23 protein-coding genes and 1 tRNA gene are annotated in these 19,407 nt (G+C 69.2%); 15 read left to right on the top strand and 9 right to left on the bottom strand.

What is annotated here, in order from left to right:
• Window positions 1–9: 9 nt before the first annotated feature.
• The 6 genes from ABD830_RS35890 to ABD830_RS35865 all read right to left on the bottom strand — a co-directional run bounded on the left by ABD830_RS35890 (window position 10) and on the right by ABD830_RS35865 (window position 3,851).
• Window positions 10–396 (bottom strand): YbaB/EbfC family nucleoid-associated protein, encoded by a 387-nt coding sequence (locus ABD830_RS35890; protein ID WP_344997670.1) that lies wholly within the window; start codon window positions 394–396, stop codon window positions 10–12.
• On the bottom strand, window positions 396–797 hold the full coding sequence (locus ABD830_RS35885) for a YbaB/EbfC family nucleoid-associated protein (protein ID WP_344997668.1): 402 nt from the start codon (window positions 795–797) through the stop codon (window positions 396–398). The genes ABD830_RS35890 and ABD830_RS35885 overlap by 1 nt, the downstream gene beginning before the upstream one ends.
• 84 nt (window positions 798–881) lie before the next feature.
• Window positions 882–1,496 carry a TetR family transcriptional regulator gene (locus ABD830_RS35880; RefSeq protein WP_344997666.1) on the bottom strand — a complete coding sequence of 205 codons (615 nt, stop codon included), beginning with the start codon at window positions 1,494–1,496 and terminating at the stop codon, window positions 882–884.
• Window positions 1,493–1,924, bottom strand: a complete 432-nt coding sequence (locus ABD830_RS35875; protein ID WP_344997665.1) for a hypothetical protein — start codon at window positions 1,922–1,924, stop codon at window positions 1,493–1,495. The genes ABD830_RS35880 and ABD830_RS35875 overlap by 4 nt, the downstream gene beginning before the upstream one ends.
• A gap of 10 nt (window positions 1,925–1,934) precedes the next feature.
• A complete protein-coding gene (locus ABD830_RS35870) occupies window positions 1,935–3,326 on the bottom strand; it encodes a serine hydrolase domain-containing protein (RefSeq protein WP_344997663.1) in 1,392 nt (463 codons plus the stop codon).
• A gap of 69 nt (window positions 3,327–3,395) precedes the next feature.
• The gene (locus ABD830_RS35865) at window positions 3,396–3,851 is read right to left on the bottom strand and encodes an Lrp/AsnC family transcriptional regulator (protein ID WP_344997661.1); all 456 of its coding nucleotides are present in this window, start codon (window positions 3,849–3,851) and stop codon (window positions 3,396–3,398) included.
• A gap of 81 nt (window positions 3,852–3,932) precedes the next feature.
• Between ABD830_RS35865 and ABD830_RS35860 the strand changes: the two genes are divergently transcribed.
• From ABD830_RS35860 to ABD830_RS35840, 5 genes are all read left to right on the top strand, one after another.
• Complete coding sequence (locus ABD830_RS35860; protein WP_344997659.1) at window positions 3,933–5,162, top strand: APC family permease; 1,230 nt, start codon at window positions 3,933–3,935, stop codon at window positions 5,160–5,162.
• A 65-nt stretch (window positions 5,163–5,227) separates the two neighbouring features.
• Window positions 5,228–7,099: an acyl-CoA dehydrogenase family protein gene (locus ABD830_RS35855; RefSeq protein ID WP_344997657.1), complete on the top strand. Its 1,872-nt coding sequence runs from the start codon at window positions 5,228–5,230 to the stop codon at window positions 7,097–7,099.
• A 206-nt stretch (window positions 7,100–7,305) separates the two neighbouring features.
• On the top strand, window positions 7,306–8,583 hold the full coding sequence (locus ABD830_RS35850; RefSeq protein WP_345002201.1) for an extracellular solute-binding protein: 1,278 nt from the start codon (window positions 7,306–7,308) through the stop codon (window positions 8,581–8,583).
• Window positions 8,584–8,649: 66 nt separating this feature from the next.
• Complete coding sequence (locus ABD830_RS35845; protein ID WP_344997655.1) at window positions 8,650–9,534, top strand: carbohydrate ABC transporter permease; 885 nt, start codon at window positions 8,650–8,652, stop codon at window positions 9,532–9,534.
• A complete protein-coding gene (locus ABD830_RS35840; protein ID WP_344997653.1) occupies window positions 9,534–10,418 on the top strand; it encodes a carbohydrate ABC transporter permease in 885 nt (294 codons plus the stop codon). The genes ABD830_RS35845 and ABD830_RS35840 overlap by 1 nt, the downstream gene beginning before the upstream one ends.
• On the opposite strand, the gene ABD830_RS35835 is transcribed toward ABD830_RS35840, so the two are convergent.
• The gene (locus ABD830_RS35835; RefSeq protein WP_344997651.1) at window positions 10,411–11,154 is read right to left on the bottom strand and encodes a class I SAM-dependent methyltransferase; all 744 of its coding nucleotides are present in this window, start codon (window positions 11,152–11,154) and stop codon (window positions 10,411–10,413) included. The two genes, ABD830_RS35840 and ABD830_RS35835, sit on opposite strands and share 8 nt — an antisense overlap.
• A gap of 126 nt (window positions 11,155–11,280) precedes the next feature.
• Between ABD830_RS35835 and ABD830_RS35830 the strand changes: the two genes are divergently transcribed.
• Window positions 11,281–11,820: an RNA polymerase sigma factor gene (locus tag ABD830_RS35830; RefSeq protein ID WP_344997649.1), complete on the top strand. Its 540-nt coding sequence runs from the start codon at window positions 11,281–11,283 to the stop codon at window positions 11,818–11,820.
• Window positions 11,807–12,625: a hypothetical protein gene (locus tag ABD830_RS35825; protein ID WP_344997647.1), complete on the top strand. Its 819-nt coding sequence runs from the start codon at window positions 11,807–11,809 to the stop codon at window positions 12,623–12,625. The genes ABD830_RS35830 and ABD830_RS35825 overlap by 14 nt, the downstream gene beginning before the upstream one ends.
• Here the strand turns inward: ABD830_RS35825 and ABD830_RS35820 are convergent.
• The gene (locus ABD830_RS35820; protein WP_344997645.1) at window positions 12,614–13,636 is read right to left on the bottom strand and encodes an adenosine deaminase; all 1,023 of its coding nucleotides are present in this window, start codon (window positions 13,634–13,636) and stop codon (window positions 12,614–12,616) included. The two genes, ABD830_RS35825 and ABD830_RS35820, sit on opposite strands and share 12 nt — an antisense overlap.
• A gap of 69 nt (window positions 13,637–13,705) precedes the next feature.
• Between ABD830_RS35820 and ABD830_RS35815 the strand changes: the two genes are divergently transcribed.
• Genes ABD830_RS35815 through ABD830_RS35800 form a run of 4 tightly spaced genes read left to right on the top strand, consistent with a single transcriptional unit; the run spans window position 13,706 to window position 16,200 of the window.
• Window positions 13,706–14,206 (top strand): SigE family RNA polymerase sigma factor, encoded by a 501-nt coding sequence (locus tag ABD830_RS35815; protein WP_344997643.1) that lies wholly within the window; start codon window positions 13,706–13,708, stop codon window positions 14,204–14,206.
• A complete protein-coding gene (locus ABD830_RS35810; protein WP_344997641.1) occupies window positions 14,203–15,087 on the top strand; it encodes a PASTA domain-containing protein in 885 nt (294 codons plus the stop codon). Before ABD830_RS35815 ends, ABD830_RS35810 begins: the two co-directional genes overlap by 4 nt.
• A 43-nt stretch (window positions 15,088–15,130) precedes the next feature.
• Entirely contained in the window at window positions 15,131–15,661 is a 531-nt protein-coding gene (locus tag ABD830_RS35805; protein ID WP_344997639.1) for a hypothetical protein, read from the top strand.
• 32 nt (window positions 15,662–15,693) lie between these two features.
• Complete coding sequence (locus ABD830_RS35800; protein WP_344997637.1) at window positions 15,694–16,200, top strand: hypothetical protein; 507 nt, start codon at window positions 15,694–15,696, stop codon at window positions 16,198–16,200.
• 15 nt (window positions 16,201–16,215) lie between these two features.
• Here ABD830_RS35800 and ABD830_RS35795 read toward each other — a convergent pair whose 3' ends face one another.
• Window positions 16,216–17,424, bottom strand: a complete 1,209-nt coding sequence (locus ABD830_RS35795) for a pyridoxal phosphate-dependent aminotransferase (RefSeq protein ID WP_344997635.1) — start codon at window positions 17,422–17,424, stop codon at window positions 16,216–16,218.
• Window positions 17,425–17,595: 171 nt separating this feature from the next.
• Here ABD830_RS35795 and ABD830_RS35790 point away from each other — a divergent pair.
• The 4 genes from ABD830_RS35790 to rplK all read left to right on the top strand — a co-directional run bounded on the left by ABD830_RS35790 (window position 17,596) and on the right by rplK (window position 19,400).
• Window positions 17,596–17,668 (top strand) — tRNA-Trp (locus tag ABD830_RS35790).
• A 79-nt stretch (window positions 17,669–17,747) separates the two neighbouring features.
• Window positions 17,748–17,993, top strand: a complete 246-nt coding sequence (gene secE, locus ABD830_RS35785) for a preprotein translocase subunit SecE (RefSeq protein WP_344997633.1) — start codon at window positions 17,748–17,750, stop codon at window positions 17,991–17,993.
• An 84-nt stretch (window positions 17,994–18,077) separates the two neighbouring features.
• Window positions 18,078–18,842 carry a transcription termination/antitermination protein NusG gene (gene nusG / locus ABD830_RS35780; RefSeq protein ID WP_344997631.1) on the top strand — a complete coding sequence of 255 codons (765 nt, stop codon included), beginning with the start codon at window positions 18,078–18,080 and terminating at the stop codon, window positions 18,840–18,842.
• Window positions 18,843–18,968: 126 nt separating this feature from the next.
• Window positions 18,969–19,400, top strand: coding sequence for a 50S ribosomal protein L11 (gene rplK / locus ABD830_RS35775; RefSeq protein ID WP_344997629.1), 432 nt, complete (start codon window positions 18,969–18,971; stop codon window positions 19,398–19,400).
• Window positions 19,401–19,407: the final 7 nt, after the last annotated feature.

Here is a 19,407-nt window from a genome sequence, read left to right as displayed (position 1 = left end):
GTGCCGATCTCACTCGAGAAGGCGGTCCACGTGCTGCTGGAGAGCGACGGGATCGATGCCGGCATCCGGGACGGCCTGCTGGAACTGCTCCCGCAGCAGGGCCTCCACCTGACGCCGGGCGTCGTCCTGGGCCCGGCTCACGGCCGCGAGAATCTGCTCGGAGAGCTCCTTGCTGCCCTGGCGTACCGCCTGCTGTCCGATGAGGACCTGCAGGATCCGGCCCTCGGCGGTCGCGCTCGCCTTGACGTGGCCGCCGTCGGCCTCACCCGTCCCGCTGATCTCCGCCAGCAGTTCGTCCACGTCCCCGAGCACGGCCTCGGCCTGCTGCGCCTGCCGCGTGGCCCGGTCGATGTCCTGGGACCGGATGTTGCTGGGGTCGAGCCTGTAGCCCGGCATCACAGCCCTCCCGAGTACAGATCGCGGGCCGCGGCCTCGATGCGATGCTGCACGAACGTCTCGTCCAGCGGTTCGGGCAGCAGCCCGACGTGGCCGGCGACACCGTCCACGATCTCCTTGGCCTGCCGGGCGGACGCTTCCTGCGCGGCCTGGATCGCCCGGATCACCTCGCGGCTGAGCGTCGTCGTGTCGAGGCGTAGCGCACGGGGGTTGATGTCGATGCGCCGTATGGAGCCGCCCGCGTCGGTCGTCGCGAGGATCATCCCGTCCGCGGCCTCGCCCTTGCCTTCGATCTCGCCGATCACGCGCTTGGCCTCGCGGAGGTGGCGCATCGCGTCCCTCGTCTGCTGGAGAACCTGTTCAAGGTATTCTTGATCTTGGTCGGGGGCCGGCCAGGACACTTGCGATCTCCTTGTCGGTAGTTTTTGGAGATCTCATGGATATCAGAGCAGCGGAGATCGTTTAGGCGGAGTTCACATGATCGGCTATTGGTGTGGGTAACCGTCGCCGGTGAGCCGGCGCTCGAATCCGGTCACCATGGCGGCCAGGCCCGCGTCGAACCACTGGTCGTAGAAGGCTGTGGCAGTCTCGTCAGCGGGCGCGGGCGTGCCGCCGGGCGGGGTGCCGACCTGGGCCAGCGCGTGGCCGAGCACGTACACGGCGACCGACTGCACAGCCGTGATCACGTCCTCCTGCGGGATCCCGCCGGCCTCGAAGCGGGCCAGCAGCCCAGCGAGCAGCTCCTTCCCGAGATCGACGTCCACAGGGTGGGTGGCGAGCAGCGGCACGGCGTGCGGGTGTGCGAGCAGGACCCGCCGGTACGCCACCGCGAACCCCGCCAGCGCCTCCGGCCAGGCCGCCGCGGGCGCGTAGCCGGTCACGGCCTCCGCGAACAGCCGGTTGACGATCTCCGCGAGCAGCGCCTCCCGGTTGGGAACGTGGCGGTAGAGCGACATGGCTGCGACTCCGAGCCGCGCGCCGAGGCGGCGCATGGTCAGCGCGTCCAGGCCCTCGGCGTCCAGGACCTCGATGGCCGCGGTCACGACACGGTCGGTGGTGAGCACCGCGGGCCGTCCCGCGCGTCTCCTGCCTTCGTTCACCCGGCCAGCGTAACGACGAGCGTGGTCGCCATCATGATCAGGGACAGGGCGCCCACGACCATGTGCTGGACGTCGATCACGACGTCGTGGCCCTCGGTGGGCAGGAGCTTCAGCGTGCGGCTGTAGTCCCGCTGGTAGGTCGCCCGCTGTTCGGCGGTGCTGACGCCGAAGTACGGCAACCACCAGTTGGTGACGTGTCCGATCAGGATCAGCACGCAGAGCGCGGTGGCGGTGACGAGCGACCAGGTCCGGCCCAGCGCGATGCCGGCCGCGATCAGCAGCGGGAACGGGTAGTTGATCGCGGCCGCCAGGACCCGGCGACGGACGTTGCCGCCGGTGAGGTCGTTGAGCGGGAACATCGGCACCCATTCGGTGACGACGAGCCAGGCCAGCCATAAGACGGGGACGACGATCGCGATCGTGTGCACGGCTGCTCCTCTAGTTTGTGTACCTCGTAAGCTTACACAGTACGCAAATGCGGGTCACCGTCGCAACCATCCCCGCGAGCGCCGTCACGAGCAGCATGATCGACAGAGGCGCGGCGAAGTAGGTGAGCTGGGCCCACGTCACCGCCCGCCCGTTCATGAGGAACGAGATCAGATCCGGGTAGGCAGCGAGCACCACCGCGGGCAGCAGCAGCGGCACCAGCCGCAGCCACGGCCGGCGCGGTCGCCTGGCCGCCCAGCGCCGGGCGCGCAGCACGCCCATGGCACCCAGGCCCGCCGCGACCACCGCGATCGCGCCCAGCACCAGCTCGTAGAGCTGCCGGTCACCGCCGGGCGTCTCGGGGCTCCGGCCCTCGCTCAGCGCGGCCAAACCCTCCATGATGGCGTACGTGTCGTCGGTCAGGGCGGCGCCGTTGGCCATGACGGCGAAGCCGTACCCGGTCTTGGGGGAGATGGCCTCGACGGCGTTGTACGTGAACAGGTTCCCCGAATGCGTGAGCAGCCCGGTGTCCTGATCCACGCCCCAGCCCATGCCGTAGTCCCTGGTTTTGATGGGCGTGTGCATGACGTCGAGGCTCTGCCGCTTGACCAGCGGGCGGCCGTCGCCGGTCTGGGCGATCAGCCATCGGCCCATGTCGGCGGCGGTGGTGATGACCCCGCCCGAGCCGCTGTCGTTGAGGAAGCCGGACAGCTCGGGGCGCGGGAGCCAGGCGCCGAAGATCGAGTTGTAGCCGTCGGCCGGCTTGACGACCTGGTCGCTGACGGCGCTGGACTTCATGCCGAGCGGGCCGAACACCCGGTCCCGCAGATAGTCGCCGAACCGCTGCCCGGAGGCCACCTCCACGAGCCTGGCGGCGAGGTCGTAGTTGACGTTGCAGTACTCCCAGTGGGTGCCCGGGTCGGCGCGGAGCTCGGAGTCGGCCAGCCGGGAGGTGTAGTCGGCGAGCGAGGTGGCGTTCTCCACCGCGGCGATGTCGACTGTGGTGTCCGAAAGGCCGGAGGTCTGGTTCAGCAGCTGCCGTACGGTGATCTTCGCCGCACGCGGGTCCGCCATCCGGAAACCGGGCAGCTGCGCGGCCAGCGGCCCGTCAAGGTCGATCTTGCCGCGCTCCACGAGCGTCATCACGGCCATCGCGGTGAACGACTTGCTCACCGAGGCCACCCGCATCGGAGTGTTCTGGGTGACCGCGTGGCCTTCGGAGTCGTGGCCGTACCCGGCGGCGTGCACCACCTGGCCGTTGTGGGTGACGACCACGGACACGCCGGGCAGTCCAGTGGATTCGACGGCGCCGCGCACGTAGGCGTCGATGGTGGCGGGGGCGATGGAGGGCGTCGGGGCGCTGAGGGTCGCCGCCGTGAAAAGGCTGATCAGGAAGGTGTTCACGGGAGAAACCTAGAAAGAGACCACCCCCTGCCGGATCGGCCGACCGTCCAGTACCGACCCTGACGAAAGTCAGGTCAGCCGCTCGGGGACGGTGTTGTGCACCTGCTGGAAGATCACCGACGTGCGGAAGCCGACGATCTCCTTGCGCTTGCTCAGCCGGTCGAGCAGGAACGAGTGCAGGTGGTCCAGGTCCTGCACCGCCACGTGCAGCAGGAAGTCGTCACCGCCCGCCAGCACGAACACGCTGAGCACCTCCGGCATCGCCGCCGCCGACGACTTGAAGGCGTTGATCACCGCCCGGCTCAGCGGCCGTACCTGGACCATGACCATGGCCTGGACGCTCCGGTTGAGCGCCGCCGGGTCGATGTCGGCGTGGTAGCCGCGGATGACGCCGCGCCGGGTGAGCGCCCTGACCCGCTCGAGGCACGTGGAGGGCGCGATGCCGAGCTGACGCGCGAGCTCTCTGTTGGACTGCCGAGCATCCGTTTGGAGGAGCCGCACGATCTCCGAATCTAGTTCGTCCATGCGTGGATCCTCGCATGATCTTCCGGCCGTGCGTTCGGCTGATGCCTAGCCGAGCCGAATGAATGCACTAATTTCACCCCTATGACGGAACATCGCATAGGAGCGGGTCAGGGCACGGCGATGCTGGTCGGAGCGGTGCTGGGGCCGGGGATGCTGGTGCTGCCGCACCTCGCCGCCTCCGCCGCGGGGCCCGCGTCCGTGCTGGCCTGGGCGGGGCTGCTCGCGCTCAGCGTGCCCGTCGCGCTCACCTTCGCCACGCTCGGCGCCAGGTACCCCGACGGCGGCGGAGTGGCGAGCTTCGCCGGGCTGGCGTTCGGCCGGCACGCCGCCGCCGTGGTCGGCTGGTGGTTCTACGGAGCCGTCCCCATCGGCACCGTCGCGGGCGCGCTGATCGGCGGCCAGTACGTCGAGGCCACCCTGGGCGTGAACGCCACCCTGGCCGCCTGCCTGATCCTGGCCGCGGCCTTCACCGCCAACGCCGCCGGGCTGCGTACCTCGGGGCGGCTGCAGATCGGCTTCGTCGCCCTGCTCGTCGCCCTGCTGGCGACGGCCGTGATCACCGCCGCGCCGCACGCCGACCCGGCCGCCTTCACCCCCTTCGCCCCGTACGGCGCAGCGGGCGTGGCCAGCGCGGCAGGCGTGCTCATGTTCGCGTTCGTCGGCTGGGAGGCGGCCAGCCACCTGTCGGCCGAGTTCGCCGGCGGCAAGAACGGCCTGGTCAGAGCCACCGTGGTGACCCTCGTCGTGATCGCCCTCCTGTACGTGGGCGTCTCCGTCGTCTCCGTGGGCGTGCTCGGCGCCCACATGCCCGGCGTGCCGCTCACCGCCATGCTGGAGATCGGCATCGGCCCGGCGGCGCGGCCGGTCACCGGGGTGGTGGCGGTGCTGCTCACCTTCGGGGCCGTCAACACCTACATCGCCGGGGCCGCCCGGCTGGGCGCCGCCCTGGCCAGGGACGGGGCGCTGCCGGGCTGGTTCGCCAGGGGAGGGTCGCCGGGCATGACGCCGTACCGGAGCCTTGGGCTGCTCGCCGTGCTGAGCGTGCCCGTGCTGGTGTGGGCGGTGGACCTGGACCTGCTCATGCGGGCCACCTCGGCATGCCTGGCCGCTGTCACGGTCGCGGGCGTGGCTGCCGCCGTGCGGATGCTGCCCGCCGGACGGCACCGGACCACCGCCGTCGTGGGCGCCGGACTGTCGCTCGTGGCGCTGGCGTTCTGCGGGGTCTATCTGGTGGTGCCCGCCGTGCTGGCTCTGGTGGCGCTCGGGGCGCTGAAAGCGAATGCTCGGCGTTCGTACAAATTCCGGCTATAAACAGCGCAGGGCGCTGTCAGGCGGGCAGTACTCATAGCACAGACGGCGCATCGTCGGGAGGTGCTATGACCGAGCACGCCAAGTACGCGGAGTCCAGAGAGGTCGGCGAGCAGGCCCGCGAGAAGGAGTGGACGCGGCCCAGCTTCGCCAAGCAGCTCTTCCTCGGCGACTTCCGGCTGGACCTGGTCTACCCCGTGCCGTCCCTGTCCGACGAGGCGACCATGCGAGGCGAGGAGTTCGTCAGGGCGGTACGACGCTACCTCGACGCGAACGTCGATCCGGCGCTCATCGAGCGGACCGCCCAGGTGCCCGACGAGGTGGTGAAAGGCCTGGCGGCGCTCGGCGCGTTCGGGATCACGATCAGCGAGGAGTACGGCGGCCTCGGCCTTCCCTACCTGTACTACTGCCGCGCTCTCATGCTCGTCGGCTCGTACTGCCCGGCGCTGGCCACGCTGCTGTCGGCGCACCAGTCGATCGGGGTGCCGCAGCCGCTCAAGCTGTTCGGCACCGAGGAGCAGAAGCGGGAGTTCCTGCCGAGATGCGCACGGGGCGAGATCTCCGCTTTCCTGCTGACCGAGCCCGACGTCGGCTCCGACCCGGCCCGCCTGTCCACCACCGCGGTCCGCGACGGCGACGACTACGTGATCGACGGCGTCAAGCTGTGGACGACGAACGGCGTCGTCGCCGACCTGCTCGTGGTCATGGCCAGGACCGGCAAGTCGATCAGCGCGTTCGTGGTCGAGGCCGACTCTCCTGGCATCACGGTCAAGCGGCGCAACGGCTTCATGGGGCTGCGCGGGATCGAGAACGGGGTCACCGAGTTCACCCAGGTCAGGGTGCCTGCCAAGAACATGGTCGGGCGCGAGGGCCAGGGGCTGAAGATCGCCCTCACCACGCTCAACACCGGCCGCCTGTCGCTCCCGGCCACCTGCGCGGGCAACGCCAAGTGGGCCGTGAAGATCGCCCGCGAGTGGGGCAACGAGCGCGTGCAGTGGGGGCGCAAGGTCGGCCGGCACGAGGCCGTGGCCACGAAGATCTCCTTCATCGCGGCCACCGCGTACGCGCTCGAGGCCGTCAGCGAGCTCACCAGCCGCCTGGCCGACGACCAGCGCAACGACATCAGGATCGAGGCGGCGCTGGCCAAGCTCTATGCGTCGGAGATGTCGTACCAGGCGCTCGACGAACTGGTCCAGATGAGAGGCGGGCGCGGCTACGAGACCGCCGACTCGCTCGTGGCGCGCGGCGAGCGCGGCGTGCCCGCCGAGCAGATGCTGCGCGACTCCCGCATCAACCGCATCTTCGAGGGCTCCTCGGAGATCATGCGGCTGATGATCACGCGCGAGGCGGTGGACGCGCACCTGTCGGCCGCGGGGGAGCTGGTCAACCCGGAGGCGTCGCGCCAGGAACGCGCCCAGGCCCTGCGCAGAGCCAGTCGCTTCTACGCCAAGTGGCTGCCCACGCTGGTGGCCGGCACCGGCAACCTGCCCACGTCGTACGGCGACTTCGGCCCGCTCGCCCAGCACCTGCGCTTCGTGGAGCGGACCAGCAGGAAGCTGGCCAGGTCCACCTTCTACGGCATGTCCCGCTGGCAGGGCAGGCTGGAGCACAAGCAGTCGTTCCTCGGCCGGATCGTGGACATCGGGGCCGAGCTGTTCGCCATGACGGCCGCCTGCGTGAAGGCGGAGGAGGACTCCGCGGACCTGGGACGCCGGCCGTACGAGCTGGCCGACACCTTCTGCCACCAGGCAAGACAGCGCGTGGACTCGCTGTTCGATCGGCTCTGGGACAACACCGACGCGGGCGACGTGCGGCTGGCCGAGTACGTCCTCGAAGGCCGCTACGGCTTCCTCGAGGAGGGCATCCTCGACCCGTCCGTCGAGGGCCCGTGGATCGGCACGCCGCAGGGCGGGGAGAGCGTCCGGAGAAAGATCCTCTGACGCCCGGTCTAGACCGGTTGTGAGGTTTGTAGGCCCTCGATGTTTTCAAACTGATACGAGCCGGTATAGACCGGCTGCGCGAGCCAGGCTTACGCTGGCGCAAACGCGTCGGGCCGCGTGCTCGCGCGCCTCATCCCCCAGGGCGGGGTCGTCAGCTGGTACGGACCAGCGACCCGCCCGGCGAGAAGGCGGTATCTCCAGTGAACATGAAGCTTGTGGGCGGCGCCGCTCTCGGCCTTGCCACGATGCTGGTCCTGTCCGGCTGCGGTTCGGGCGGCTCCGGCGGTTCGGGCGGCTCCGGCGGTGACGACAAGGCGGCGGGCGGCGGGCAGGTCACGCTGAAGATGGTCGCCGCCGACTACGGCGACGGCCCCGGCAAGCCGAACTCGGGGGAGACGTTCTGGAAGGGCGTCACCGACGAGTTCACCAAGGCCAACCCGAACATCAAGGTTGACGTCCAGGTCATCAACTGGAACGACATCGACAAGCAGGTCGCCACCATGGTCCAGAACGGCCAGGTGCCCGACATCCTGCAGACCGGCGACTACTCCGGCTTCGTCAAGGACGGGCTGCTCTACAAGGTGGACGAGGTGCTGTCGCCGAACGTCTCCGGCGACATGCTGCAGAAGTTCGCCGAGTTCGGCAAGGTGGACGGCACCGCGTACGGCATCCCGTTCGTCTCCTCCGCCCGCGCCCTGTTCTACAACAAGGACCTGTTCCAGAAGGCCGGCATCGCCGAGCCGCCGAAGACGTGGGACGAGCTCAAGGCCGACGCCGAGAAGCTGAAGAAGGCCGGCGTCACGCAGCCGTTCGGCCTGCCGCTGGGCCAGGAGGAGGCCCAGGGCGAGTCGTTCCTGTGGATGCTCGGCAACGGCGGCGGCTACAAGGACGCCTCCGGCAAGTGGGCGATCAACTCGCCGCAGAACGTCGAGACGTTCACGTACATGAAGGGCCTGGTCGACGCGGGCCTGACCACCCCCAACCCGGGCACCAAGGACCGTAAGACGGTCTGGGAGGACTTCGGCGCGGGCAAGGTCGGCATGGTGAACGGCGGCCCCATGTCCATCCCGATCTTCGACGCGGCCGGGCTGAAGAACTACGGCGTCGCGCCCATCCCCGGCAAGGCCGGCCCGCTCGACACCACGCTCGGTGTCATGGACTGGATCATGGCGTTCAACAAGAACGGCCACGCCGCCGAGATCAAGAAGTTCTTCGACTTCTTCTACACCGGCAGCGCCGCGCAGAAGATCTCCGACACCTACAAGCTGCTGCCCGTCACCAACGGCGGCATCAAGAAGCTCGAGGGCGACGAGAAGCTCAAGCCGTTCCTCGACGCGCTGCCGAACGCCAGCTTCTACCCCTTCCAGGACCCCAAGTGGGCCGAGGTGAACCCGGCGATCAAGCAGACCATCGGCGGGGCCGTCAAGGACGACCCGGCCAAGGTCCTCGGTGAGCTCCAGAAGACCGCCGAGTCGGCCGGCTGATCGATCGGGGGCCCGTGCGGCCGGCGCTGTCACCGGTGCCGGCCGCACCGTCTTGGAAGGTTGCTCATGAGAAGGTTGCGCGTCCTCGAGCCCCTCGCGTGGGTGGGACCCGCCGTGGTGCTGATCGCGCTGGTCGTGCTCTGGCCCGTGATCGAGATGATCAGGTCGTCGTTCCTCAAGATCAGCCGGTTCGGCGTGGTCCAGGGGAGCAACGGGCTCGCGAACTACGACAAGCTGTTCGGCGAGAAGGACTTCGCCGACATCATGGTCCGCAGCGTGGTCTGGGTGGTCGCGGTCGTCGCGTTCACCGTGCTGATCTCGCTGGCCCTCGCCCAGCTGTTCAACCAGCGCTTCCCGCTGCGCAAGGTGGCCAGGTGGGCGCTGATCGCGCCGTGGGCCGCGTCCGTGCTGATGACGGCGATCATCTTCAAGTGGATGCTCGACCCCGAGGTCGGCGTGATCAACCAGATCCGGCTGAAGCTGGGGCTGATCGACGCGATGGGCGGGGCCTCGGCCGACCAACTCGGCGACGCCTCCACCGCGATGCCGTGGCTGGTGTTCGTGGCCGTCTTCGTGTCGGTGCCGTTCACCACGTACGCGCTGCTGGCCGGGCTGGCGACGATCCCCGCCGACGTCTATGAGGCGGCCAAGATGGACGGAGCCGGACGGTTGCGTACGTACTGGTCGATCACGCTGCCGCTGCTGCGCCCCGCGCTCACCGTGGCGGCCCTCATCAACGTCATGAACGTCTTCAACAGCTTCCCGATCATCTGGGCCATGACGCACGGCCAGCCGGGCTACTCCACCGCTACCTCGACGATCCTCATGTTCATCCTCAAGGGCTCGAACATCGGCGAATCGGCGGCCATGTCCGTCGTCAACTTCGGCATGGTGATCATCCTGACCGCGATCTTCCTCAGGGTCTCACGCTGGAACAAGGAGGTGGCGTGATGGCCGTGAACACCGCGCGCCCCGCGGCCACCACATCGCACCAGCACGTCAGGCCGGTCGCCCCGCGCAGGATGCCGCGTCTCAAGACGGTGTTCGTCGCGGCCGCCGCGTACGTCATCGCCCTGATCTTCCTGTTCCCGTACGTGGTGATGCTGCTCACCTCGCTGCGCGCCCAGGACTCCCTGCGTGAGGTGACGTTCTGGCCCAAGGAGTGGGTCTGGTCCAACCTCGCCAACTTCTGGACCAGCGGACTGGCGGGGAACCTGTGGGTGACGCTCAAGGTCGCCGGCGGCTCCACCGTGCTGGTGCTGCTGGTGGCGCTGCCCGCCGCGTACTACTCGGCCAGGCACGACTTCAGAGGGCGCACGGCGTTCCTGATCCTGGTGCTGATCACCCAGATGTTCCAGCCGACGGCCATGCTGGTCGGCATCTACCGCGAGTTCTACCAGTTCGGGCTGGTGGACTCGGTCTGGTCGCTGATCCTGGTCAACGCCGGGTTCAACCTGGCGTTCGCGGTGTGGATCCTGAACGCGTACTTCGCCTCGATCCCGCGCGAGCTGGAGGAGGCCGCCTTCATCGACGGGAACGGGCGCTTCGGCGCGCTCTTCCGGATCACGCTGCCGCTGGCCATGCCCGGCGTCATCACGGCGCTGATCTTCACGTTCATCGCCGCGTGGAACGAGTTCGTGGTCGCGCTGACGCTGACCACGACGCCGGAGAACCAGCCGCTCACGGTGGCTCTCAACTCGTTCATCGGCCAGTATCAGGTCGACTGGCAGAACCTGTTCGCCGGCTCGGTGATCGCCACCATCCCCGTGATCATTCTCTTCGCGCTGATCGAGCGGAAGGTGGTCGGCGGCCTGACGGCCGGCTCCATCAAGTGAGCGGCTTCGGGACCCGCGCCACGCAGAAGACGGTCTGACCGAACGGTGGCCTGATGAACCGCTCGATGAAGCGGGTCGTCGGGACCACCGTGCGGTCGTAGATCTTGACCAGCCGCGGGTCGGGGTAGCCGACGCCGCCCCGGCGCACGGCCGCCCACCAGGCGATGCCGCCCAGGAAGTTGATCGGCTTGAGCACCTCGATGTCGAGGCCCGCCCTGGCGACCGTGGCACCCAGCGTCTTGGGCGTGTAGCGCTGGACGTGGCCGACCTTGCGGTCGAAGTCTCCGTAGAGCTGCGGGTAGCCCGGCACCCAGATGATGATCCGCCCGCCCGGCAGCGTGACGCGGGCCAGCGAGCGCAGCGCCTCGGCGTCGTCCTCGATGTGCTCCAGGACGTTCATCATGACGACGGTGTCGACCTTGTCCTCGAGCGGGATGTCGGTGGGCAGGCCGAACTGCAGGACGCTGATGTCGTCGCGGTCCGCGAAGCGCTTGCCCAGCTGCTCGACGCAGTAGGGGTCGAAGTCGCTCACGACGAGTCTGTCGAGGCGCGGCAGGAACTGCTCCGCGAAGTGGCCGAGGCCCGAGCCGATCTCCAGCATCGAACGGCCGACATGCGGGGCGACCATGTCGAACTCGTACTGCCGATAGTTCTTGGCCTCGTCGCCACCCAGGTGGTTCTCCAAGGCCTCGTCACCGGCGGCCGGTTGTACTACACGGTCATACCCAGAAGACATTGTCCAGTTCCTTCAAGGGGGCTCATGGATTGCCCGAGTCTAATGCCCCGATCACCGGTGAGGGTCACCTGATGCGTGAAAGACCCTTCCGCGAGGCCCCTCGGATGGGGTGAAATCTGACTCGTCATGAACGACGACGAGGCGATCGAGCGCTCGCTCGCCGGTGACCTGGCCGCCTATGAGGCGCTGGTCGCCCGCTACAGCGCGCTCGCCCACCGTACCGCTTCCATGCTCGGGGCGGGGGACGAAGCCGAGGACGTCGTGCAGGAGGCGTTCGTCAAGGCGTTCCGGCACCTGGCGAGTTTCCGCAGGGACGCGCCCTTCCGCCCGTGGCTGCTGCGGATCGTGGCCAACGAGACCCACAACCTGACCCGGTCGCGGGGCCGCCGCTCCGAGCTGACGCTGCGGCTGGGCGCCACGGCCTCCGTGGCCGCCCCCGACGACCCGGAGGGCGCGGCGGTAGCCACCGACCGGCGCTCCCGCCTGCTGGAGGCGGTACGGCGGCTGCCGGATCGGGAACGCCAGGCCGTCGTGTGCCGGTACTTCTTACAGCTGAGCGAGGCGGAGACGGCGCAGGTGCTCGACTGGCCCGTCGGCACCGTCAAGTCCAGTACGCATCGGGGGCTGGCCCGGCTGAGGGAGGAGGTGGGCAATGAACTCGCGTGAGCCTTTCGACGACCTGGAGGCCGAACTCCTGGCGCTCGGGGACCTCCTGGACGTCCCCACCCCACCGCCTGCCGACGTCGCCTCCGCCGTCCGCGCCCGCCTCGAGGCGGAGGCCCACGACACCCCCGATCCAGCGCATGGTCCCTTCGACGCCTCCGTCCGACCGCATCCCCGGGCGCCGGGGCGGCGGGACGACGGGCGGCGGCCACCGGCGGGACGTGGCCGGCGGGCGAGGTGGAAGATCGTCACGGCCGTCGTCCTCGTGGTCATCGCCATCACGGCGGCCACTCCCCAGGGCAGGGCGGCCGTGGTGCGGATCCTGCGTTTCGCCGGGATCGAGCTCCGGGTAGGCGAGACCACCCCGCCGCCGGTCACCACCACGGCGCCCATGCCGGGCGAGCACACCGTGCAGCCGGACAAGGTCAGCGGCCAGGTGAAGTTCCAGGTCAAGACGGTGAAGGCACTCGGCGACCCGAAGAGTGTCACGGTCGCCGACAACGGCAGGGTGGTGTCGATGTTCTGGCCGGACGGCGTCCGGCTCGACCAGTTCGACGGCAGCCTGGACCCGGTGATCTTCAAGAAGCTCGGCCCGCCGTGGCCCGACTACGCCAGGGTCGGCCTGCACGAGGCCTGGTGGATCCCAGGAAAGCACCCTCTCGGCTACATCGTGCGCCAGGACGGCACCGAGGTCCCCCTGCGCCAGGCCGGACCCACCCTCATCTGGCAGCAGGACGCGGTGAACTACCGCCTGGAGGGCCTCAGGACCAAGGAGGAGGCCGTCCGCGTCGCCACGTCACTCCAGTGAGCCCGTCAGCCAGTCGTCCACGCCCTTGAGCAGCTCCTTGCGTACCGGATCGGGGGCCGCGGACGACCGGATGGACTGGCGGGCCAGCTCGGCCAGCTCCGCGTCGCTGAAGCCGTAAACCTCGCGAGCCAGCTCGTACTGCCGCAACAGCCGCGCGCCGAAGAGCAGCGGGTCGTCGGACCCCAGAGCGAGCGGCACCCCCGCGTCGAACAGCCGCCGCACCGGCACGCCGGCGGGCTCCTCGGCCACTCCCAGCCCGACGTTGGAGGTGGGGCAGACCTCGCAGCAGATCTGCCGGTCGGCCAGCCGCTCCATCAGCCGCTCGTCCTCCGCCGCCCGCACGCCGTGCCCGACGCGGTCGGCTCCCAGGTCGTCCACGCACTGCGCCACGCTCCGCGGCCCCATCAGCTCGCCGCCGTGCGGCACGGCCAGCAGCCCGCCGCGCTTGGCGATCCTGAACGCCCGCTCGAAGTCCCTGGCCGCGCCCCGCCGCTCGTCGTTGGAGAGCCCGAACCCCACCACGCCCTGGCCGACGTACTGGGTGGCGAGCCTGGCCAGGGTGTTGGCGTCGAGCGGATGGCGGGTCCTGTTGGCCGCCACGACCACCGCGATCCCGATCCCCGCGTGCTCGGCGGCCTGGCGCGCCGCGTCCAGCGTCAGCTCCAGCGTGGCCGTCAGGCCGCCGAAGCGCTGCGCGTACCCCGACGGGTCCACCTGGATCTCCAGCCACCGCGACCCGGCCGCCGCCTCGTCCTCGGCCGTCTCACGCAGCAGCCGGTAGACGTGCTCGGGCCGGGTCAGCACGGACCTGGCGATGTCGTACAGCCGCTGGAACCTGAACCACCCGCGCTCGTCGGTGGCCCGCAACTTGGGCGGCCAGTCCTGCTCCAGCGCGTCGGGCAGGTGCAGCCCCTGGTCCCTGGCCAGCTCGATCAGCGTGGAATGCCGCATCGATCCGGTGAAGTGCAGGTGAAGGTGGGCCTTGGGTAGCGCGATCAGGGGCCTTGCCATCTGCATATCTTGCCACTCAACCTCGGGCGGGACTCGCGCGTTGGGGAGGGCGAAAGGGGACCCTCACTCATGACAGATGACGACGAAGCGGCGTTCGACGAGTTCCTCGCCGCTCGGAGCACGTCGCTGCTGCGTACCGCGATCCTGGTCTGCGGGGCGACGAGGCACGACGCCGAGGACCTGGTCCAGCACGCGCTGGAGAAGGTCTACCGGCACTGGCCGCGGATCAGGGGCGACAACCCCGAGGCGTACGCGAGAAAGATCGTCATCAACGCGGCGATCAGCAAGGCGCGGCGGCGAAAGATCGTCCAGGAGATCACCTTCGCCCGCCCGCCGGAGACCGCCGCCGACTCTCCCGACCTCGACCTGCGCGACACGCTCATCCAGGAGCTGCGCAGGCTGCCGCCCCGCATGCGGGCCGTTCTCGTCCTGCGCTACTGGGAGGACCAGAGCGAGGAGAGCACCGCGGCCCTGCTCGGCTGCTCGGCCGGGACCGTGAAGAGCCAGGCGGCACGGGGGCTCGCCAGGATCCGCGAAAACCTGAATCTCGCCAAGGAAGTGATCGGATGATGATCGAAGAAGACCTCGCGGACGCCATGGAGGCGCACGTCGCCGACGTACAGGCCCCGCCGGACCTGGGCCGGTCCGTACGGCGCCGGCACCGCTCCCGCGTGGTCCGGTCCCGCGTGGCGGGCGCCGCGCTCGTCACGGCGGCGCTGGCGGTGGCCGTGCCGGTGACGCTGAACTCTGCCGAGCTCGCGGGCACCGCGAACACCGCCGGCGGCCGGGACCGCTCCGTGGCGGAGACCGGCGGCGTCACCGTTCCGAGGGTGACGGGCAAGCGCGCCGCCGAGGCGGTGATGGAACTCCGCGACGCCGGGTTGGCGGTCGACGCCCCCAGCATCGAATTGCGGAACGGCCTGGTGAACAGTCAGAGCCCGGGGATGGGGGAGAAGGTCGCTCCCCGCACCCACGTCGAGATCCGTGTCGATCCGCCGCTGCGAGACCTGGGCGACCTGGGCGACGGGCGGGAGTTCGGCGGCATCCGCCTGAGCTATCTGCCGGATGGATTCAAATGGGGCAGGTGGTCGGGCAAGGACGGGTTCGGCGTGCACAGCTACGCGACGAGCTTCGACAAGTCGGCCACCGACGAGCGGTTGTTCTGGGTCCAAGTGACCGTGTTCGAGGGTGAGGCCGCCAAGGGGCGCTACATCGATGTCCCAAAGGGGGCGGAGATCGTGGACGTCAACGGCAAGAAGGCGTGGCTGGCCAACCTCAGCGAGGCAGGCGAGGTCGAACCGTTCTTCACCGACAAGAGCACGCTCACGATGGCCTGGAAGCTCCGCGACGGCCTGGCCGTCAGACTGACCGTCAGCCCCGACTACGAGATGGCGGTCGGCAACCATTCCGAGCTGAAGAAGATCGCGAGAGGCATCCGGGCGATCAACTGAACCCTGGCGGTACGGACGGGGCCGAACGGGGGATCAACCAGGCATGATCCCTGAGGATCCCGGCCGCATCGGGGAGGGCCGGCGTGCGGTGCTCGCGGCGCTGGCGTTCGGGGTGGCGGCCGGCATCATCTACCTGCTCTTCTCCTCGGGCTTCGGGCGCCCACGGCCCGCCGCCGTGGCCGCCGCCGTCCCCGTACGGACCCCGCCGGAGGCCGGCCTCGCGGTCGTCTCCCACGATTTCTGGCTCACCTACCTGCCCGCCGGGCTGGCGCGCAGCGGCGGGGGAGCGATCGGGGCGGCGGGGGCGTGGGCCAGGTTCGGCTCGGGCGACCGGTTCGTGGAGGCCAGGATCGAGCCCGCCCCCGACTGGGCGAGTTACCGCAGGCAGGTCGCGGACGCCCGCGCCACCATCGTGCGCGGCAGGCCCGCCGTGGCGGGCAGATATCCGGGAGGCGGCCTTTTGATCGTCTGGCTGGAACGCGCGGGCACCGGCGCGTTGGTCCGGGTCAGCGAGCCGCTCGGCCGCGAACTGGTCGCGATTGCCGCTTCCGCCAAAGGTCCTGTAGGAGACTAGGAGCCTTTCCGTGCGTTTCTTGGGGGGGTCCGATGCGGCGTCTGGCAGCGGTGCTCCTCGTGTTCGCGCTGGCGGGGTGTGGCAGTGGCGACACGCCCGTGTCCGAGCCCGAGTCCCACGCCATGCCGCCGCCCACGCCCGTACCGCACGAGGGTCGCACGCTGGCCTGCGGGCCGACCGACGTGCGGCTGCCGGCGATGCGGGAGGGGCTGACCAGGAGGGGCTCGTTCGCCCGGCTGGAGTCGCTCACCAGGCGGTTCGAGGTCAGCGGCCTGATCTGGCGGGAGAACGACGAGGAGCTGTACGTCGGCGTCGTCTGCGGGGTGCGGACGGCCGAGCAGTTCGCCACGCTGGTCGCCAGGTCGACGCTGACGGCGTACAAGGGCAGGCCGGCACTGCGCTGGAACACGCGTACCGGCCTGCGTAACTTCATGTGGCTGGAGCGGCCGGGCACCGCGGTCTACATCGGCGCGACGCCCGGGCTGGTCGGCGAGATCCGGCGGATCGCCGCCAGGGTCGCACTCAGCCCCGCGCCCTGACGGCCGCCGCGGATCTCAGCGGGCCTCCGACAGCAGCTTGCCCATGCGGCTGACGCCCTCGACCAGGTCGTCGTCGCCCAGCGCGTACGACAGCCGGAAGTAACCAGGCGTGCCGAACGCCTCGCCCGGCACCACCGCCACCTCGGCCTCCTCGAGGATCAGCTCGGCCAGCTCGCCCGACGACTGCGGCCGCTTGCCGCGCAGCTCCTTGCCGATCAGCTCCTTCACCGAGGGATACGCGTAGAACGCCCCCTTCGGCTCCGGGCAGAACACGCCCGGGATCTCGTTGAGCATCTTGACGATCGTCTGGCGGCGCCGGTCGAACGCCGCACGCATCTCCGCCACCGCCGACAGGTCGCCGGACACGGCGGCCAGCGCGGCCATCTGGGAGACGTTCGAGACGTTGGAGGTGGCGTGGGACTGCAGGTTGGTGGCGGCCTTGACCACGTCGGACGGGCCGATCAGCCAGCCCACGCGCCAGCCGGTCATCGCGTACGTCTTGGCCACGCCGTTGAGGATCACGACCCGGTCGCCCAGCTCGGGGACGGCCGTGGCGATGCTGGTGAACTCGGCGCCGCCGTACACGAGGTGCTCGTAGATCTCGTCGGTGACCACCCACAGGCCGTGCTCGGCGGCCCAGCGGCCGATCGCCTCCGTCTCCTCGCGGGAGTAGACGGCCCCCGTCGGGTTGGACGGCGAGACGAACAGCAGGACCTTCGTGCGCTCGGTGCGCGCGGCCTCGAGCTGCTCGACGCTCGCCAGGTAGCCGGTGGACTCGTCGGCCACGACGTCGACCTGCACGCCGCCGGCCAGCTTGATCGCCTCGGGGTAGGTGGTCCAGTACGGGGCCACGACCAGGACCTCGTCGCCCGGGTCGAGCAGCGTCGCGAACACCTCGTAGACCGCCTGCTTGCCGCCGTTGGTGACCAGCACCTGCGACGCCTCGACCGCGTACCCGGAGTCGCGCCGCGTCTTGTCGGCGATGGCCTGCTTGAGCTCGGGCAGGCCGCCCGCCGGCGTGTACTTGTGGAAGCGGGGCTCGCGCGCCGCCTGGATCGCCGCCTCGACGATGTAGCCGGGCGTCGGGAAGTCGGGCTCGCCCGCGCCGAAGCCGATGACGGGACGGCCCGCCGCCTTCATCGCCTTGGCCTTGGCGTCCACGGCGAGCGTGGCGGACTCGGAAATCGCGGAGATTCTTGCGGAGATACGAGGTCGGGTGGACATGCGTCCATGCTCCCACGCGACCGTTGCGCGGTCGTGACCTGGGCGATCGGTATTCGGTTCGACGTGCCGGGCAATCCCCCGTATGCTTTCGGCTGGTCCTTCCGCACCGCATGTCGGTGAGCGGTTCGGTCCGGGCAGTGGGTCGATCAGGGTAGTCTGGTCTAACGACATAGGGCACTGGCGCAATTGGTAGCGCACCGGTCTCCAAAACCGGCGGTTGGGGGTTCGAGTCCCTCGTGCCCTGCGAGTGCGGTCCGCGCAATAATGGGCGTGTAAGCGCGCCGCAAAACTGCGTTGGATACGACAGATTTCGGGTGAGGACTGTGGCGATCGACACGCGCGGCGAGACCGCAGGCAAGCCGAGTGGCGAGAAGAAGACACGCACTTCACCTGCCCTTTTCTACCGGCAGGTCGTCAACGAGCTTCGCAAGGTCATCTGGCCGACACGCAAGGACCTCATCACCTATACCACGGTCGTCCTGGTATTCGTTCTGATCATGGTCGGGATCGTGTACGGGTTTGACACCGCTCTGGGATGGGTGATCCTCAAGGTCTTCGGCGGCGGCTGATCCAGCCGTCAGCCGGTGTCGCTTGAGGGGGTCGCCATTTCGGTACGAGCCGAATCGCGAAGAGACGAAAGAGGAAGAGTCACCGTGTCCGATCCTTCAGTTCCGGCGGACGAGTCCCGCGAGGAGTGGGGCGACGAGCTGGAAGAGGCCGCTGAGGAGGCCGCCGAGTCGGCGCTTCAGGAGGCCGAGGTCGCGGAGAGCGACGAGGCAGCCGACGCCGAGGCTTCCGCCGTCGAAGACGGTGAGGTCCTTCCCGACGTCGACCCCGTCGAGGAGTTCAAGAGCTCGCTGCGCGGCCTTCCCGGCGAGTGGTACGTCATTCACTCCTACGCCGGTTACGAGAACCGCGTGAAGTCCAACATCGAGAGCCGCAACGTCTCGCTCAACATGGAGGACTACATCTACCAGGTCGAGGTGCCGACGCACACCGTCCAGGAGTTCAAGAGCGGCAAGAAGGTGCCGGTCAAGGAGCGTGTGCTGCCCGGCTACGTGCTGGTGCGCATGGAGCTCACCGACGAGTCCTGGGCCGCCGTGCGTAACACGCCCGGTGTGACCGGCTTCGTCGGCCTGTCCAACAAGCCGAGCCCGCTCAGCCTCGACGAGGTCGCCAAGCTGCTGGCGCCCGAGCCGACCGAGGAGACCAAGAAGGCCGCGGCCAAGACGGCCACGGGCCCGGCGGTCGAGTTCGAGATCGGCGAGTCCGTCACGGTCATGGACGGCCCGTTCGCGACGCTGCCCGCCTCGGTGAGCGAGATCAGCCCCGAGTCGCAGAAGCTCAAGGTGCTCGTCTCGATCTTCGGTCGCGAGACTCCGGTCGAGCTCTCGTTCAACCAGGTCTCGAAGATCTAAGACGATCACATACACTTAGACGTTCGGTCGGCCGCCTGTCGCTTCTTGGCTGGGCGGCCTCCGACATGTCAGGGCCGCAATCCGCGCCCCCGACAGGCATCGCAATCAGGACCCGGAGAAGGACAAATGCCTCCGAAGAAGAAGATCGCCGCGTTGGTGAAGGTCCAGCTCCCCGCTGGCCAGGCCACCCCGGCGCCGCCGGTGGGTACCGCGCTCGGTCCCCACGGCGTCAACATCATGGACTTCGTCAAGCAGTACAACGCTGCGACGGAGTCCCAGCGGGGCAACATCATCCCCGTTGAGATCACCATTTTCGAGGACCGCAGCTTCACCTTCATCACGAAGACGCCGCCGGCGCCGGAGCTGATCAAGAAGGCCCTCGGTCTCGACAAGGGCAGCGCGGTCCCGCACCGCGACAAGGTGGGCAAGCTCAGCCGCGAGCAGCTGCGCAGCATCGCCGAGACGAAGATGCCCGACCTCAACGCCAACGACATCGAGGCGGCCGAGAAGATCATCGCCGGCACCGCCCGGTCGATGGGCATCACCGTCGCCGACTAAGTTCTTC

Source organism: Nonomuraea helvata (assembly GCF_039535785.1).
Classification (GTDB): domain Bacteria; phylum Actinomycetota; class Actinomycetes; order Streptosporangiales; family Streptosporangiaceae; genus Nonomuraea; species Nonomuraea helvata.
Note: the sequence above shows the minus strand (reverse complement) of the source record. Positions and strands in the feature narration are given on the sequence as shown.